This is a genomic window from Leisingera sp. M527, from assembly GCF_025141525.1.
Taxonomy (GTDB): domain Bacteria; phylum Pseudomonadota; class Alphaproteobacteria; order Rhodobacterales; family Rhodobacteraceae; genus Leisingera.
The window spans coordinates 2,902,749-2,917,369 of record NZ_CP081037.1; the positions used below are offsets into that span (position 1 = coordinate 2,902,749).

9 protein-coding genes and 1 tRNA gene are annotated in these 14,621 nt (G+C 61.8%); 2 read left to right on the forward strand and 8 right to left on the reverse strand.

Annotated elements, in window-relative coordinates; all coding sequences use genetic code 11:
- Positions 1 to 34: 34 nt before the first annotated feature.
- The 6 genes from K3555_RS14540 to K3555_RS14565 form a co-directional block, all read right to left on the reverse strand.
- Positions 35 to 1,405 (reverse strand): hypothetical protein, encoded by a 1,371-nt coding sequence (locus K3555_RS14540; RefSeq protein ID WP_260005909.1) that lies wholly within the window; start codon positions 1,403 to 1,405, stop codon positions 35 to 37.
- A 143-nt stretch (positions 1,406 to 1,548) separates the two neighbouring features.
- Complete coding sequence (locus tag K3555_RS14545; protein ID WP_260005911.1) at positions 1,549 to 3,117, reverse strand: cyclopropane-fatty-acyl-phospholipid synthase family protein; 1,569 nt, start codon at positions 3,115 to 3,117, stop codon at positions 1,549 to 1,551.
- Between the two features lie 108 nt (positions 3,118 to 3,225).
- Positions 3,226 to 5,469 (reverse strand): glycosyltransferase family 2 protein, encoded by a 2,244-nt coding sequence (locus K3555_RS14550; protein WP_260005913.1) that lies wholly within the window; start codon positions 5,467 to 5,469, stop codon positions 3,226 to 3,228.
- 244 nt (positions 5,470 to 5,713) lie between these two features.
- Positions 5,714 to 5,800 (reverse strand) — tRNA-Leu (locus K3555_RS14555).
- Between the two features lie 171 nt (positions 5,801 to 5,971).
- The gene (locus tag K3555_RS14560; RefSeq protein WP_260005916.1) at positions 5,972 to 7,570 is read right to left on the reverse strand and encodes a caspase family protein; all 1,599 of its coding nucleotides are present in this window, start codon (positions 7,568 to 7,570) and stop codon (positions 5,972 to 5,974) included.
- A 209-nt stretch (positions 7,571 to 7,779) separates the two neighbouring features.
- Positions 7,780 to 9,384, reverse strand: coding sequence for a peptidoglycan-binding domain-containing protein (locus K3555_RS14565; protein WP_260005918.1), 1,605 nt, complete (start codon positions 9,382 to 9,384; stop codon positions 7,780 to 7,782).
- Positions 9,385 to 9,512: 128 nt separating this feature from the next.
- Between K3555_RS14565 and lipB the strand changes: the two genes are divergently transcribed.
- Positions 9,513 to 10,163: a lipoyl(octanoyl) transferase LipB gene (gene lipB, locus K3555_RS14570; protein ID WP_260005921.1), complete on the forward strand. Its 651-nt coding sequence runs from the start codon at positions 9,513 to 9,515 to the stop codon at positions 10,161 to 10,163.
- Here the strand turns inward: lipB and K3555_RS14575 are convergent.
- Entirely contained in the window at positions 10,160 to 11,854 is a 1,695-nt protein-coding gene (locus K3555_RS14575) for an alpha/beta hydrolase (protein ID WP_260005923.1), read from the reverse strand. The two genes, lipB and K3555_RS14575, sit on opposite strands and share 4 nt — an antisense overlap.
- A 354-nt stretch (positions 11,855 to 12,208) precedes the next feature.
- A complete protein-coding gene (locus tag K3555_RS14580; protein ID WP_260005925.1) occupies positions 12,209 to 12,634 on the reverse strand; it encodes an HIT family protein in 426 nt (141 codons plus the stop codon).
- A gap of 235 nt (positions 12,635 to 12,869) precedes the next feature.
- On the opposite strand from K3555_RS14580, the gene K3555_RS14585 reads away from it, so the two are divergent.
- Positions 12,870 to 14,543 carry a cytochrome c oxidase subunit 1 gene (locus tag K3555_RS14585; RefSeq protein WP_259986487.1) on the forward strand — a complete coding sequence of 558 codons (1,674 nt, stop codon included), beginning with the start codon at positions 12,870 to 12,872 and terminating at the stop codon, positions 14,541 to 14,543.
- Positions 14,544 to 14,621: the final 78 nt, after the last annotated feature.

Consider the following 14,621-nt stretch of genomic DNA (forward strand, 5'->3'; position numbering starts at 1 on the left):
TGGTCCCGGCGCGCGGCCCGGCGGATTTCACATGTCATAACCGCGCCTTCATACGGCGGAAGAACCGGTCATCCCGTTGGCGCAAAATATACTCGCAGGCTTGTTTCGCAAGGCGCGGATGGCCGCGGTCCAAAGCCAGATTGGCCAGCTCCCGCTGAAACCGGGGGAATTCGTGGCGTTTGCGCAGCAGGAGGTGGAACTGGTGCGGTGTCAGGCCGCCGGAAATGGCACCGCGGGCAATCTCCTGCAGGACCCCCATCTGCTGCAGCGAAGAACCCAGCCGGTGGCCCAGCAGCGGGCAGCGCCAGAAGGTGACATTTGCCCCGGAAAACCGCGCCGCATGGGCCGCATCCGGCGCCACGTAGGGGTCGAACATGATATGCACGTCGCCTGCCGCCTGGCTGGCCAGGGAGGCATCCCCGAAGGGGCCGGAAAAATCCCTGTCCCACACCTTCTTGTAACGCATTTCCCAAGGCACCAGGGTCTTGTCGAGGGTGGATTGCGGGCTGATCGCAAACACCGTCGATCCGGGCGCTGCCGCCGCAAAGGCCGCCGCTGCATAGCCCCCCATTGAGGCGCCATAGAACACCACCCGGGAAAATTGCGCAAAGAAACCGCTGTCGCGCAGTGCCTCGAACTTGGCGGTGACCTCCTGGTGGCGGAACCAGGTCCAGCCGTTGGCCATCACCCCCAGCATTGACCAGCCCTGCGCCTCGATGAAGCTAAAGCCCCAGGGCCGCCGGTCATCGCGTTTGGTCATGGCAATATCAAGGTTGTCGAAGGTCACCACCAGCGTTTCGCCACGTGGCATGAACAAAAAGGAATGCTCTTCCAGCTCATCAAAGAAGCCTTCCTTGCCGGCCAGCTGGCGGGCCACCTTGGACCACTCCCCCGAAGGCGGCAGCACCTCCTGCGGCTCGGCAGAGAGGATTGCCAGGCCGTTTTTGCCTGCCTCCGGCGGCACCAGCGTATTGCAGCTGCCATAGGCCTTGAGAAACGGGTAGCTGCCCGACCCTTTGCGGATTTCAATCACCAGACGGCTAAGCGGATGCAGCGCGCGGTCCAGCATGGGCGCGGCGTTCTGGATCTTGTGGCGTGCGCCAAAGCCGTTCAGCGCCAGGATCACGTCATAGCTGCCCAGATCACGCGGCCGGCTTACAACGCGGATCGCGTCCCGGTCCACACCGCCCTGTTCAAGCCGCGCCTGCCAGGTTTGCAGCTGCGCCGCATCGGGTTCTTTTGCCTGCCCCTTGCGGTCGCAGGAGATCAGATCGATTGTGCAGCCGTAGCGCTGATATAAAAGAATACACAGTTCCGGCGCCTGGCCGTTGATATCGGCAACCGTGCGAACGTCGTCGGCATCCAGTGCCGGCAGCACGCCTTTGAAATCAAAACCTTCACTCATCATGCGTCGTCAACTGCCCTTCAGGGAACCCCCGGCACCGGACCACCCCGTGCCGGCAACCATCTGCCCGTGGAAACCAGCGCAATTCCACAGCTCTCCTTTGCGCTGCTTTACCCGAAAAGGATTAAGGATCCGGTTACCGGTCACGCCTCTTGTCCGGCACAGGCCAGAACTGTGGAGTATTTGCCGTGCTTGGCCAGCACCTTGACGGTGCCGAAGCTTTTCATGGCGCCGATGCCGCCGGACCCCTTGCGGATATCCAGAACAATCCCGCCGCCGGGGCTGATCTGCTTGCTGAACAGATCCTGGTAGGTGGCTACGGGATAGTGGAACCCGCAAGACGCCAGGCTGATCACCAGATCAAAAGCACCAAGCGCTGCGGTGTCTTCGGTCTTGGGGTTGATGGTGGTGATTTTTTCAGCAGGCACGCCGTTCTTTTCCAGAAACGCGCGGGCGGTTTCCAGGCTGGTATAGCCTGCGCCCTCACCCTCAAACCCGAAATGACGGCTGTTGCCCTCTTCGATATCAATCAGCGTGATACTGCAGCCATAGCGGCGGTGCAGCAGCAGGCTGGCAAAGGCATACCCGCAGCCGATATCCGCGGCCCGTCCGGGCGCAATGGGATCGGTGGCCTTCAGGAAGAAATCGCATTCCCGCTCTGCAATCCGGATCGATTCATGCAGAATGTAGTCCCGCTGCGACCGGGCTTCTGCCAGCAGCAGCTTTTCGTCACCTGCCATCCAGTCCTTGATGGTCTGGCCGGAGCTGGCCAGTTCCGAGCGTTGCAGCAGGATATTGGCGACGTCCTGGTCGCTGAACATCGAGTAATCCAGCGCTGCCGGGTCGATTTTTTCCACGGGTATCTCTTCCGGTTCAGGGGCCGGTTGCAGCAGGTGGCGGGTTTTTTCCGCATCAATCCCATGCTGGGCCAGCAAGTCATGGACATAGCAGCCTTCGGCAGGCACGCCGCCGTATTTGGCCGCGATATTGCGAAAGCGGCGGCCCCAGAAATGGATCGACAGCGTATCGTCGCGGATATGGCCGCGTGCCTGGTTCGGGCGGTTCGGGTTCAGCACCACCCCGGCCCGTTTGAACGGCACGGGATAAATCACATGACCTGGCCGCGAATTCTTAACCTCGCCGGTTTCCTGAAGGAACCAGGTAAGCGCGTCCGGCCCCCAGACCCCCCAGGGTAAAAGCGAGACATGAACCCCCTGCCCGCTGTCCTTAAGCGCTTGCAGTTCGGCCTGTTTTTCAGCGCTGTACCAGGGCGGAACAGGGTATTCATCGCTGGTGAAGCGCAGCATCGCCGCCAGGGTCTTGGAGGTTTTGGGCAGCCGCAGAACCCCATTGTTGACCATCGGCTTGTCGTCTGAGATCCAGCCATGGAAATGTTTGCCCTTGATGTTCCAGGGCTGGCAGCAATAGGCATCGGTATCGGCCCAGATGTAATTGGTCTTGCGCAGCAAATGCAGGCGGAAGACATCGGCATGATAGGCCGGGCTGCCGGTGCGGGCGTGGCGGATGATGCGGTCGGCAGGCAGGATCTCATTGGCATCCGCCACTTGCACCCCGTCTGGCACGCCCTTGACCTCGTCATAGGTGAATAGCACCACCTCGTGGCCGTGATCCAGAAAGGACTGAAGGCAAAGCTGCTCCAGCCAGCTGAGTTCTGGACCCACCCATAGTGACGCAATGGCCGGAAGTGCCATGATGACTGCCCCTCAAAAAACTAATTAATGCAGCTGTTTATCAGCGCTTCTTTGTTAACGGAATTTAGCCCGCGGCCCGGAGTCCTGTCAATGTGCAGACCACCGGGATCAATGGTTGGTTTCGCCCCGCTCGACCGTGAACCAGAAATCGCTGCCCGGCTCCTTTTCGGCGATCTCGTCAGGGATAACTCCGGGGCCGCTCAGAAAGACATTGGCGCCGAAATGCGCGTGCATCCGCGACAGCTTGCACAGCTTACCGCCGGTCAGCTCCTGGAACAGCTCCAGCATGTCATCGCGGAGTTTCAACTCCTCGATCTTCTCGCGGTGTTTGCGGCTGGCGTATTCATGTGCCGTGGCAATATCCGGGTCTGCCAGCAGCCGCGCCATCTCCGCTTCCAGCGCCGGGATCATGCGCTGGATTGAGCGTTCCTCCTCGGCGTTGTTGTTCATCCGGAACCAATAAGACAGACCCTGATCGCGGTCCACGTGGTTCACCCGGCCGCGGTCGCGCTTGACCAGAAAGCTTTCGGCGCTGCGCACGGCGTAATGATTGAGCTGCACCAAGTCATAGCCATAAGTATCCATCGACGAACGCCAGCCGTTGCGGAACATCTCGCGCGGCATGTCCTGGCCGGAGCCGTTGACCCAGCGGATGTCCTCCCACAGCTGCGGCTTCAACCCCTTGGGGCGGTGAACCCCCAGCTTCTTGAAGATACCGGTGTTGCGGAACAGGGTCTTGAAACCCCAGGCCTGGTGCGGTTTGCGGGTCACTTCAAAGGCACAGCGGGTGAATTCCCGGGTGATCAGATCGCCGGTGAAATCGCGCACGTCATTGTTGCCGAACAGCCGCCAGGTCATTGCGATCATATTGGCATCGCCCACGGCCTCAAACAGGTCCGGCAGCCGGCCATCGCCGCATTTGATGTTGATGAACTCATCCACATCCATGCAGACCAGCCAGTCGGCCTCCCGGATCACCGGCTCTTCCTCCGCCGCCTGCAAGGCCGCGTGCTGCGGCTTCAGATCCGTATTGCGGAACGGGTTTTCGCGGTGCTGGACGATGCCCTTATCCTGCAGCAGCTGCAGCATTGTGTCGGTGCCATCGGTGCAGTCGTTGGTGTAGACGATAAAATCATCCACCCCGATTGCACGGTGGTAGGCCAGCCATTCCAGAATGAACGGCCCTTCGTTTTTCATCGTGGTGACGACAGTGGTCTTGGGCTTGCCACGGCGCCGCTTAATCGCATCCTCCGGAGGGATACGCACGGGCTTGGCGTTGAAATAGCCCGTGGCCAGCGCCAGCAGTTCCGGCGTTTCCATCAGGCTGGTCTTCGGCACGATCTTGGACACCGTGTCGGTTGGATGCCGCAGGGCCATGCAGCGGTAAAACCGCAGATCCTCCGCCGGATCAGGCTCTGCCCCGACCACCCGGATCAGCCGCCAAATGCAGTTCCCGCCGGCTGTGGCCGGTGCCACACACCAGCGCGGCCGCAGCCCGGTGGCATCAAACTGGGTGCAGATGTGATCCGCAAAAGACGCCTGGCCGCCCTTGCGCACCCGCCATGGATAGGCCTGCACCCCGCCCAGCCGCAGACAGCCCGTCGGCGCGGCGACGGCCCGGTCAAACACATTCGGCCCCTCATCCGGCGCCAGCAGGTCGAATAGGTCGATGTTGGCCACTGCCCGTGCCCGCGCCAGAAAGCGGGCACGCAGGATTTCATAGATCAGAAACTCACCCAGCGGTGCCCGCCAGGGATCGGTAGGCGGGATCTCCATCCGGTCTTTGCCCGGCGCCCCCGGCACGTTGAACGGATGCGCCTCCTCCGGCAGGCCATCCTTGCCCAGGGGCAGCTTGGAATGCACCACCACGACCCGCTCAAGCCCCTTGATGGAGCCAGCAAGCGCTTGCAGTTCCTCTATAAAACGGCGGCTGTCTTGCGGATACGCCCGGTCGAGAATGACAGCCCCTTGCAGACCATGCTGCGCCGCATGGAACCGCAGCCATTCGGCCGCAGTTCGGGCCGTTTCACCATTGCGGACAGCGGCCAGTACATTGAGCCCGGCAAACAGGTCTGTCTCCTCCGGGTGGAGCGGAACATTGTACAGCGCCCCCTCAGCAGAAACCGTGACCGCGCTGGGGCCGTCCGAAATCCCGGTCTCCAGAACCGGTGCACCGCCATAGTTGTGCAGAACTGTCTTGTCCGCCGGGGACGCAATGCCAAGCCCCTCCCGCGAGGTTCCGGATTTGAAGAACAGGCGGGCAATCCGCCCGCTGGACGCAGGCAGCTCCACGGCGTCCAGCAGGATGCTTCCCGCCAGGGACAACGCGCTGAGTTCGCGTTCAAGGATCATGCCGTCGCAATTTCCGGGGTCTGAACTGGGCATACTGCTGCATCACGTTTTTGCGTTGTTGGCTCCGAATGCCAGGCACAAGGAACGCAGCCGGTTATAGCCGGCCCGCAGATCTGCCGGAACCGGCAAACGCCGCCAGCACCCGCCAAAGGGTCCGGCAGCTGATATTCCCGCAACAGACCGGCGCGCGTATAACGTTGACGCACGGGCGCATCGGCGTTTTTACAAATTTTCAGGTGTAATTTGGTGCGGTCGAGAAGACTCGAACTTCCACTCCGGTTAAGGAACAGCGACCTCAACGCTGCGCGTCTACCAATTCCGCCACGACCGCACTGTCTTAGGCTTGGTGTCGAGGCATATAGACCAGCCCGGATGCGATGTGAAGCTGAAAATCATCTTTTTTGAACAGAATATGCACCCCGGCAGGCCACGCAGCATAAGCGTTGGAAAACAGCCGGGTATCCGGCTGCCTCCGGTTTCTCAGCACCCCTTGGGAGCAGCCTCAGTTGCCCTGGGCTGCCAGCTGGCGGCGCAGCACCATCTCGCCCGACATCTGGTCATAATAAGCCGGGAACTGATTGTGATTCACGGTGGCGGCCAGATCCTGCACATCCCGGCGCACCTGTTTGGCAAGCTGGTGCAGCGTCATGCCTGGCTGGTTCAGGCGCGACAGCAGCGCGCGGGTGAACACCGAATTCGGATTGGCGTCATTGTCCGACAGCCGGTCGAGCGCGGTTTGCCCTGCCCCGGCGGAATACAGAATAAAGGCGCCCTCCGGCGGTTCCATCCGCACCAGGCCGCGGGTGCCGCCGACCGAACGCTGGCCGTCCTTCGGGAACGGATTGTTGCGGCAGGCGTCCAGGATCATGATAGTAGACCGCGCGCCCTTACGCTGAAAGGTGCCAAGCACCCGGTCAGCGGCAATGCTTTCCCCGGTCAGGAAGCTCTCATCGCCGAAATTCACCATCGGCACATCGGAAGGCAGCAAGTAATTGCGCCCGTCGACCTCAACCCCGTGGCCGGCAAAGTAGAACAGAACTTCATCCCCCGGCTTGATCTGGTTGGCAAAGGCCGAGACCGCGCTGTTGATGTCGCGGCGGCCTGCGTCGTACAGCGTGGTCACCTCAAATCCGAGCGCCCCAAGCGTATTGCTGACCGCCAGGGCATCATTGCGCGCCTTTTGCAAGGCGGTGAGGTTCTGGTAGCCGTCGACACCGATCACCAATGCGCGGCGGCTGATCAGCGGTGCGGCACTATCGTTTTGCGGCAACAGGACCGGTGTTGCTGCGGTGCCGCTTTTCTGGACAACCGCGCCGTTCTGGATCAGCGCCTGCCCCGGCGCAGCGGCCATTACCTGCCCCTGCTGCACGAACTGGCCCTGCTGCTGGCCTTGCGGCACAATTTGGCCTTGCACTTGTGACCGCGGCACGAACTGCCCTTGCTGGCCCTGAAACTGAGGCTGCTGCGGAATTCCGTATGTCTGGGCGGTGGCTGCAAACCCCATCTGCTGCTGGCCGTATTGCTGCTGCGCGCTCTGCCCGTACTGCTGCGGCACGCCATAGGTGCCGGTGCTGTTCCCGGCCATGGTGGCCTGGGGCAGGCCATAGGGCTGCTGCGGCTGAGGTTGCGGCGCCATCCGCTCGGCCAGGTAGATCTTCAGCAGCCCGCGCGGCCCGTCGGGATGTGCCATCGCCTGCTGGCTGGCGAGATAGCCGCTGGTTTGCGCCCGCTGAAAGGAATGGATCAGCAGATCTTTCTCGAAATCATTCAGCTGCCCGCTGACCGGATAGCCAAGGTAAGCCTGATAGGTGGAAACAGCCTCGCGCGTTTTACGGCCCAGCTGCCCGTCAACTGCGCCTGCAGGGAAGCCGAAGTAATTCAGCGATTCCTGAATTTGGCGGCCTTCCTGCGTGGACGGCAACCGGGAACGCCGGGGCGCCTTGCCCCCCGAGCGCCGCTGATTCTTGGACAGAGCGCCGCCGATGATGCCGCCAAGGATGGCGCCGGCAGCAAAGTCGCCCGCATCAGCAGAAACACGGGCAGCCGGCGTCAACGCCAGCGAAAAACAGATAATGGATTTGGAAAGCAGCTTGAATCGCATAAACAACCCCTAAGACAATGCACTTTTTGATTGCATCAATTGCATTCAAGACCGCGCGGTGTCAAAGGCAGAAATCCAGCATTTAATGGAAAAACCCGGCCACAGCTGCCAGGACGCCCCAGGGTACTGGCAGTAAAGAAATTCTACGCAAAAAAAGTGGCCGGCAATCCTGCCGGCCACTTGCATTCAACAGCTGCGGTAAACAGCGGTCAGTCAGTGGAGAACGACGGCAGGGCCGTACTGCCGGAGGCCTGCACCGGCTGCACCCGGCCGCCTGCCAGCTTGGCCGAAGCTGTCTTGATCAACTCTGCCCGCTCAGGCTGTCCGGGGGCAAAGACAGGTGCCGCGCCGCCTTCCAGCGAGATCACGGCCATGCCGTACCAGTCCTGCGCCCGCTCTGCCGTAACCGGCGCGCCAAAGCCCAGCGCCAGATGGTGGCCGATCAGCTCAGCATAGGGGCGCTGGCCGGTGCCGGTCAGGATCAGCGCAGCACCCAGCGCCACGTCCATGTCATCGCGGCGGTAACCGGAGAACAGGCAGATCCCGGCGGTATTGGCCAGCTGCTCCAGCGACATGCCGGATTGCAGCACGAACTTCTGCACATCACCCATCACTTCACCTCTGCCCGCGGTTCCCAGCTTGGCCAGGAAAGGCTGCACAGCCGGGCCGAATGCATCGCATTGGCTGTCGATCTGGGCTTGCGAAACACCCTGAACCTTGCCGGCCCGGGTCTCGCCCGCATTGATGGCATAGGTGCGGGCCAGACAGAATTGCTCGCCCAGCGCCAGTTCCGGATCGGTCATGCTTGCCGCCGTCATGAAGCCGCCGTTGGAGCTGGTCAGCAAGCTGACCTTGCTGCAATAGCTGGTGAGCGAGGCGCTTTGCGCCGGCTGGTCAAACAGGGTGATGCCGCCCAGCGAGGCGCTTTCCTGCCCGGCAAAGGCTGTCACTGTGCTGCGGTTCTGCTGCGCCGCTTGGACCGGAGCGGTTTCACCCGTATCCGCCATCCTGCAGGTCCCCTGATGGCAGGCAAAACTGGCGGGTGTCACGCCGCGCGCCAGGAAGTCATTGCGCTGATAGCCCTGCGGGGTGGAGGCAAACACCATCACCGAACAGTTCGAAGCACCGCACCAGAAGGAGGAGCCGGAGACCGAAGTGTCGAGCACATAATCGTTCCGGCCATCACCGTTCAGATCCGCCAGCTGCATGAAACCGGTGCGCTGCAGCAGCTGTTCCCCGGTCGGCTCGGAGCTGGCGGCGATCTCATCCACCGCATGGCTGACTTCCGACGGCAACCCGCCGTAGCCGCCGTAACCGCTTCCTGCGGTCCTGACGCCCGCAGCTTCATCCCGCCAGCTGTGCAGCAATCCCCGCACTCCGTTGGGGCCTTGCATCGCCTTGATCACCTGCGGGCCGCCGATTTGCGCCCGGCTGTAGGAGCTGACCAGGAAATTGCGTTCATAAGGGGCCAGATAGCCGGTGGCCGGATAGCCCATGTGAACCTGATACTGGGAAACGGCCGCGCGGGACCGCCTGCCCAGCACCCCGTCCGGCGTGCCGGAATGGAAACCGAAGTAATTCAAGGCAACCTGGGTTTCACGGTTTTGCGCCCTGGTTGCGGAACTTGCCGGCGCGCGGCGGTAGGTGGTGGCACGGCGCTGGCGTTGTTTATTCCTGTGAACTTCATTGACAATAACACCGCCAATCACCCCTCCGACAATTGCGGCGCCCAAATCGCTCGCAGTCGCAGGGCTGGTGAATGACGTTGCCAGAAAAGCGGCCGTCAATGCCGGCTTAAGCGGCTTGGAAAGCATGATACTCGCCCCCTATGGATACTAACAATGGAATCAGGATACCCCACTGTCAGGGCTGCCACCTAGGGATTTTACGACCTCTTTACCGGCGGGCCTCCAAGGCGGGACGGAAAAGGACGGCAGGAACCATGGTTGAATGGATCGCATCGGACGGTCTTGTTGAATATGATCAAGCGGTTGCCTTCATGGAGGAGCGCGCGGCCTTGATCGCTGCGGGCACCGCGGAAGAATGCATCTGGCTGGTCGAACATCCGCCGCTTTACACTGCCGGCACCTCAGCCAAGCGCGAGGATCTGACCGATCCGGACCGTTTCCCGGTCTATGAAAGCAAACGCGGCGGCCAGTACACCTATCACGGGCCGGGCCAGCGGGTGGTCTATGTGATGCTGAATGTGGGCGCGCGCGGCCATGACGTGCGCCGGTTCGTGCAGCAGCTGGAAAGCTGGGTGATCGCCGCATTGGATGAGTTCAACATCAAGGGCCATATCCGCGACGGCCGGGTCGGCGTCTGGGTCGAACGCCCGGACAAGCCGCAAACCGCGGCGGGCGGCATGGCAGAGGACAAGATCGCCGCCATTGGCATCCGCCTGCGTAAATGGGTCAGCTTCCACGGCATCTCGATCAACGTGGAGCCGGAGCTGGAGCATTTCACCGGCATCGTGCCCTGCGGCATCACCGAATACGGGGTAACCAGCCTGGTGGATCTGGGATTGCCGGTCACCATGGCGGATGTCGACGTTGCCCTGAAGCGCAGCTTTGAACATGTGTTTGGCGGCTAACCCTTGCCCTGCGCCGCCGAAACGCAGTCCTGCAGCGCAGTCAGCACCAGTTCCGGAAGGGTGTAGAACAGCAGCGCTCCCGCCTCCTGGCTGACACAGAGCTGAGCGTTTTGCTGACCGCCGAAAGTATCGCGGATATCGGACAGCGGCGCGACGTGGTCCTCGCCGCCATGCACAAAAACCGCCCGCGTACGCTGTTTCAGCGCCATCTTCTGCGTCCCCTGCCGAATCATCTGCACATCTGCCAGAAAGCCGGCACCGCCCTGCTGCCGGAACAGCAGCTGGCTTTGCTTAAGCAGCGGCAGCAGGTCCAGCTGATCCAGCATGGCCCTTTCCCGGCTGTTGCGCGCAGTCTGAAACTTCAGCAGCGCCTTGTGCCCGTACCAGTGCAAGGCGCCTGACCAGGCCTTCATCAGCACCGGCAGCATCCAGCGGGCACGGGCGGCGGAAAAGGCAACCAGCCAGGCATAACCGCTAAGTCCGGAGAACTGCCGTGGCGAGGTAATTGTACAATTCGAGGCGACAGCCACCAGCCCGGAGATCCGGCTGTGCAGCCGGTTGGCCGCCGCGCAGCCGTACAACGCGCCGCCACGGTGGCTGAGCAATACCGGTCTTTGCAGATTTTCGCGGGTGATCAGCGCATCCAGCTGTTGCACAAAGGCATCCGCCGGGTCCTGCCCCCGCTGCAGCGGCGCCGAGCCGCCGTAGCCCGCGCGCATCGGCGCATAGACCCGGAACCCAAGGGTCCTAAGCTGCGGCTGCAGGCGCTGCAGCGGTACGATCCCGTCCAGCACCCCGTGCACAAAAATAACCGGCTGTCCGGTTTCCGCACCAAACCGGAAAAACTGGCTGCGCCGCCCGGTTTTGTCCTCAATCTCCTCAGAAGGCGGCAGCAGCTCACCCCGGGCAATTTTCAAGTCCCGCACATGCTCGTTGATCAGGAATGCGGCCAGCCGGATCAACTCGGCTGTCCCCGGCGCTCCGGCCCTTGCTGCAATCTGTTCCAGCTCCGCTGCCACCCGGCCGCCGGCGCCGCTCATCACCGTCTTCAGCGGGTCAAGATCAGATTTCTGCAGTCCGAAAGCAGACGCCACGGGGCCTGCGGCCTCTGCGCTCCATTCGCAATCCAGCCGCTCTGCCATGACGGCCGCGGCAGGGCCGCCTGCCCCCTCCAGCCGGACGGGGCGGCATAAATACCGCTCGCCCGGGCGGCCGGTGCCGAGAAGCAGAACGTCCTGCCAGGAAAACTCCCCCTCGCGCACCTGCTCCAGAAAGATGCTCCACCGGTCTGTTGCGGCCCGCGTCAGCCCCATGGCTGCGGCAAGATCGCCGCCGCTGACAAGCTGCCGGGCAGCGCGCTGCGACGCATTCAGCAGGCGCCCCTCGGAGCCGCCGCCAGCCAACAGCCAGAAGCGGCAGCACTCGCCCGAGTATTCACCGGGGTGCGGCCGCCCTGACCGCTCCCACTGCTGTTCCTGGATCTGTGCCGCCCGCGAGAAATGCGCCTTGAGTGCCGGCACGGGCCTGGGCTGCCCAAAGGCGCGCCAGCGTCCATTGCCCTCACCGGCGTCCCTCCCGGTTGGCGGGCCAGCGGAAAACCGGTCGAATTGCTCCGCCCGGATCATCGTTTCATAAATTGCGGCAACAACCTGGTCCTGCGACAAGGCCTGCGCGCGGCACAAGAGCGTCACTTCGCTCCCTCCAATACTGCTTTCCGCGTCAATGCGACGGCGCGCCCTGCAAGCATACGTTCGGGCACGGGCGTTTTGCCCGCATGTTTCAGGCTGTCAGCCTGGCAACTGAAAATTCCCGGCTGATGCCGCCCCAATCCGGGCTGGCATACCGTGCCGGTCCACCCAATTCTTGGGTTCCCATACACTTGGGCGCGGGCGCCCTCTTTGACCTACAACTAATTTGCGAAACAGCTATGATCAAATTCAACTAAAATTCAACATTTATTTCGAATGCACAAATTCACATTGAAATCACCGCTCTAATTACAGAGGTGATTTCATTTTCTCAAAGGTCCTGGCGCCAAGCCTGCATCAATGTCCGGCGAGTGCTGCGCGGATCAGTTCCGCCTGCGCCTGGATCAGCGCCTGATCCCCCATCGTTCCCGGCGGGCGGAGCCGGTCGCCCTCCTTGCGCGGCAGCACATGCATATGCAGGTGAAACACTTCCTGGCCGCCCGCGGCCTCGTTGAACTGCTGCACGGTCACCCCGTCCGCGCCAAAGGCCCTGATCACCGCATGCGACAGTTTCTGCACCGTCTGCATCACTGCTGCCATCTGCGCAGGACTAGCGTCCAGCAGGTTGCGGCACGGGGTTTTCGGGATCACCAGAAGATGCCCGTCGCTGCGCGGCATGATATCCATGAAGGCCAGCGTATCGTCGTCTTCATAGACACGGGCCGAGGGAATCTCACCGCGCAACAGCTTGGCAAAGATATTATCGGGATCATAAGCGGGCATGCGTCCGGCCTCCTGATTTTGGCATTGCTGCGGTTGTGCGCGCGCCGTGCGGTCAGGTCAAGCACTCCGGGGCGATGCAGCTTTGCCTGGTATTCAAGCCCCTGCGGCAATAAATCTTGATCCAGATCAAACTCCGCCATTGAAGGCCCCGGCACGCCATTCTAATACTCCAAGGAATCCAGGCCGCCCGGAGTCCGTCTCCGGGGGCCTTTCGTTATGCAGCAGGAGGCACATAATGGCAGACGCAGCCATTCATGGTCACGGCCACGAGGACGAGCGGGGCTTTTTTACCCGCTGGTTCATGAGCACGAACCATAAAGACATCGGCATTCTCTACCTCATCGTTTCGGCGTTTGCAGGTCTCATTTCTGTCATCTTCACCGTCTACATGCGGCTTGAGCTGATGGATCCCGGCGTTCAGTACATGTGCCTGGAGGGCGCGCGCATGTTCGCAGACGCCTCGGCGGAATGCACCCCGAACGGCCATCTCTGGAACGTGATGATCACCGCCCACGGCATCCTGATGATGTTCTTCGTGGTGATTCCGGCGCTGTTCGGCGGTTTCGGCAACTACTTCATGCCGCTGCAGATCGGCGCGCCGGACATGGCGTTCCCGCGGATGAACAACCTCAGCTTCTGGATGTATGTCGCAGGCACCTCGCTGGCGGTCCTCTCGGTTGTCTCCCCGGGCGGCAATGACCAGCTGGGCTCCGGTGTCGGCTGGGTTCTGTACCCGCCGCTGTCGGTGAACGAAGGCGGCTACTCGATGGACCTGGCGATCTTTGCCGTGCACGTTTCGGGTGCGTCGTCGATCCTGGGTGCGATCAACATGATCACCACCTTCCTGAACATGCGCGCCCCGGGCATGACCCTGTTCAAGGTGCCGCTGTTCTCCTGGTCGATCTTCGTCACCTCCTGGCTGATCCTGCTGAGCTTGCCGGTTCTGGCCGGCGCCATCACCATGCTGCTGATGGACCGCAACTTCGGCTTCACCTTCTTTGATGCAGCCGGCGGCGGCGACCCGATCCTGTACCAGCACATCCTGTGGTTCTTCGGCCACCCCGAAGTCTACATCGTGATCCTGCCGGGCTTTGGCATCATCTCCCACGTGATCGCCACCTTCGCGCGCAAGCCTGTCTTCGGCTACCTGCCGATGGTCTGGGCAATCATCGCAATCGGCGTGCTGGGCTTTGTCGTCTGGGCGCACCACATGTACACTGTCGGCATGTCGTTGAACCAGCAGGCCTACTTTATGCTGGCCACCATGGTGATTGCGGTGCCTACGGGCGTGAAGGTGTTTAGCTGGATTGCCACCATGTGGGGCGGCTCGATCGAGTTCAAAGCCCCGATGATGTTCGCCTTCGGCTTCCTGTTCCTGTTCACCGTCGGCGGTGTGACCGGTGTGGTGCTGTCGCAGGCCTCCGTGGACCGCGCCTATCACGACACCTATTATGTGGTTGCGCACTTCCACTATGTGATGAGCTTGGGCGCTGTCTTTGCGATCTTCTCGGGCATCTATTTCTACTTCGGCAAGATGACCGGCCGTCAGTACAACGAGCTGGGCGCCCAGATCCATTTCTGGATGTTCTTCATCGGCGCCAACCTGACGTTCTTCCCGCAGCACTTCCTGGGCCGCCAGGGCATGCCGCGCCGCTACATCGACTATCCGGAAGGCTTCGCCTACTGGAACAAGATCTCGTCCTATGGCGCGTTCCTGTCCTTTGCCTCCTTCCTGCTGTTCTTCGGCGTGGTGATCTATTCGCTGCTGCGCGGCGCCCGCATCACCCAGAACAACTACTGGAACGAATACGCGGATACCCTGGAGTGGACCCTGCCCTGCCCGCCGCCCGAGCACACCTTTGAAATCCTGCCCAAGCAGGAAGACTGGGACCGCTCGCATTCGCACTAAGCGGCTGAGACCCTGACATCAAAAAAAGGCCCCGGAGCAGATGCTCCGGGGCCTTTTTCATGCGCGCGCCCCGCGGTA

Excerpts from the sequence above, each read along its gene's own strand:
- K3555_RS14540 (WP_260005909.1), bottom strand. The coding sequence starts at position 1,405 with ATGAGTGAAGGTTTTGATTTCAAAGGCGTGCTGCCGGCACTGGATGCC.
- K3555_RS14545 (WP_260005911.1), bottom strand. The coding sequence starts at position 3,117 with ATGGCACTTCCGGCCATTGCGTCACTATGGGTGGGTCCAGAACTCAGC.
- K3555_RS14550 (WP_260005913.1), bottom strand. The coding sequence starts at position 5,469 with ATGATCCTTGAACGCGAACTCAGCGCGTTGTCCCTGGCGGGAAGCATC.
- K3555_RS14560 (WP_260005916.1), bottom strand. The coding sequence starts at position 7,570 with ATGCGATTCAAGCTGCTTTCCAAATCCATTATCTGTTTTTCGCTGGCG.
- K3555_RS14565 (WP_260005918.1), bottom strand. The coding sequence starts at position 9,384 with ATGCTTTCCAAGCCGCTTAAGCCGGCATTGACGGCCGCTTTTCTGGCA.
- lipB (WP_260005921.1), top strand. The coding sequence starts at position 9,513 with ATGGTTGAATGGATCGCATCGGACGGTCTTGTTGAATATGATCAAGCG.
- K3555_RS14580 (WP_260005925.1), bottom strand. The coding sequence starts at position 12,634 with ATGCCCGCTTATGATCCCGATAATATCTTTGCCAAGCTGTTGCGCGGT.
- K3555_RS14585 (WP_259986487.1), top strand. The coding sequence starts at position 12,870 with ATGGCAGACGCAGCCATTCATGGTCACGGCCACGAGGACGAGCGGGGC.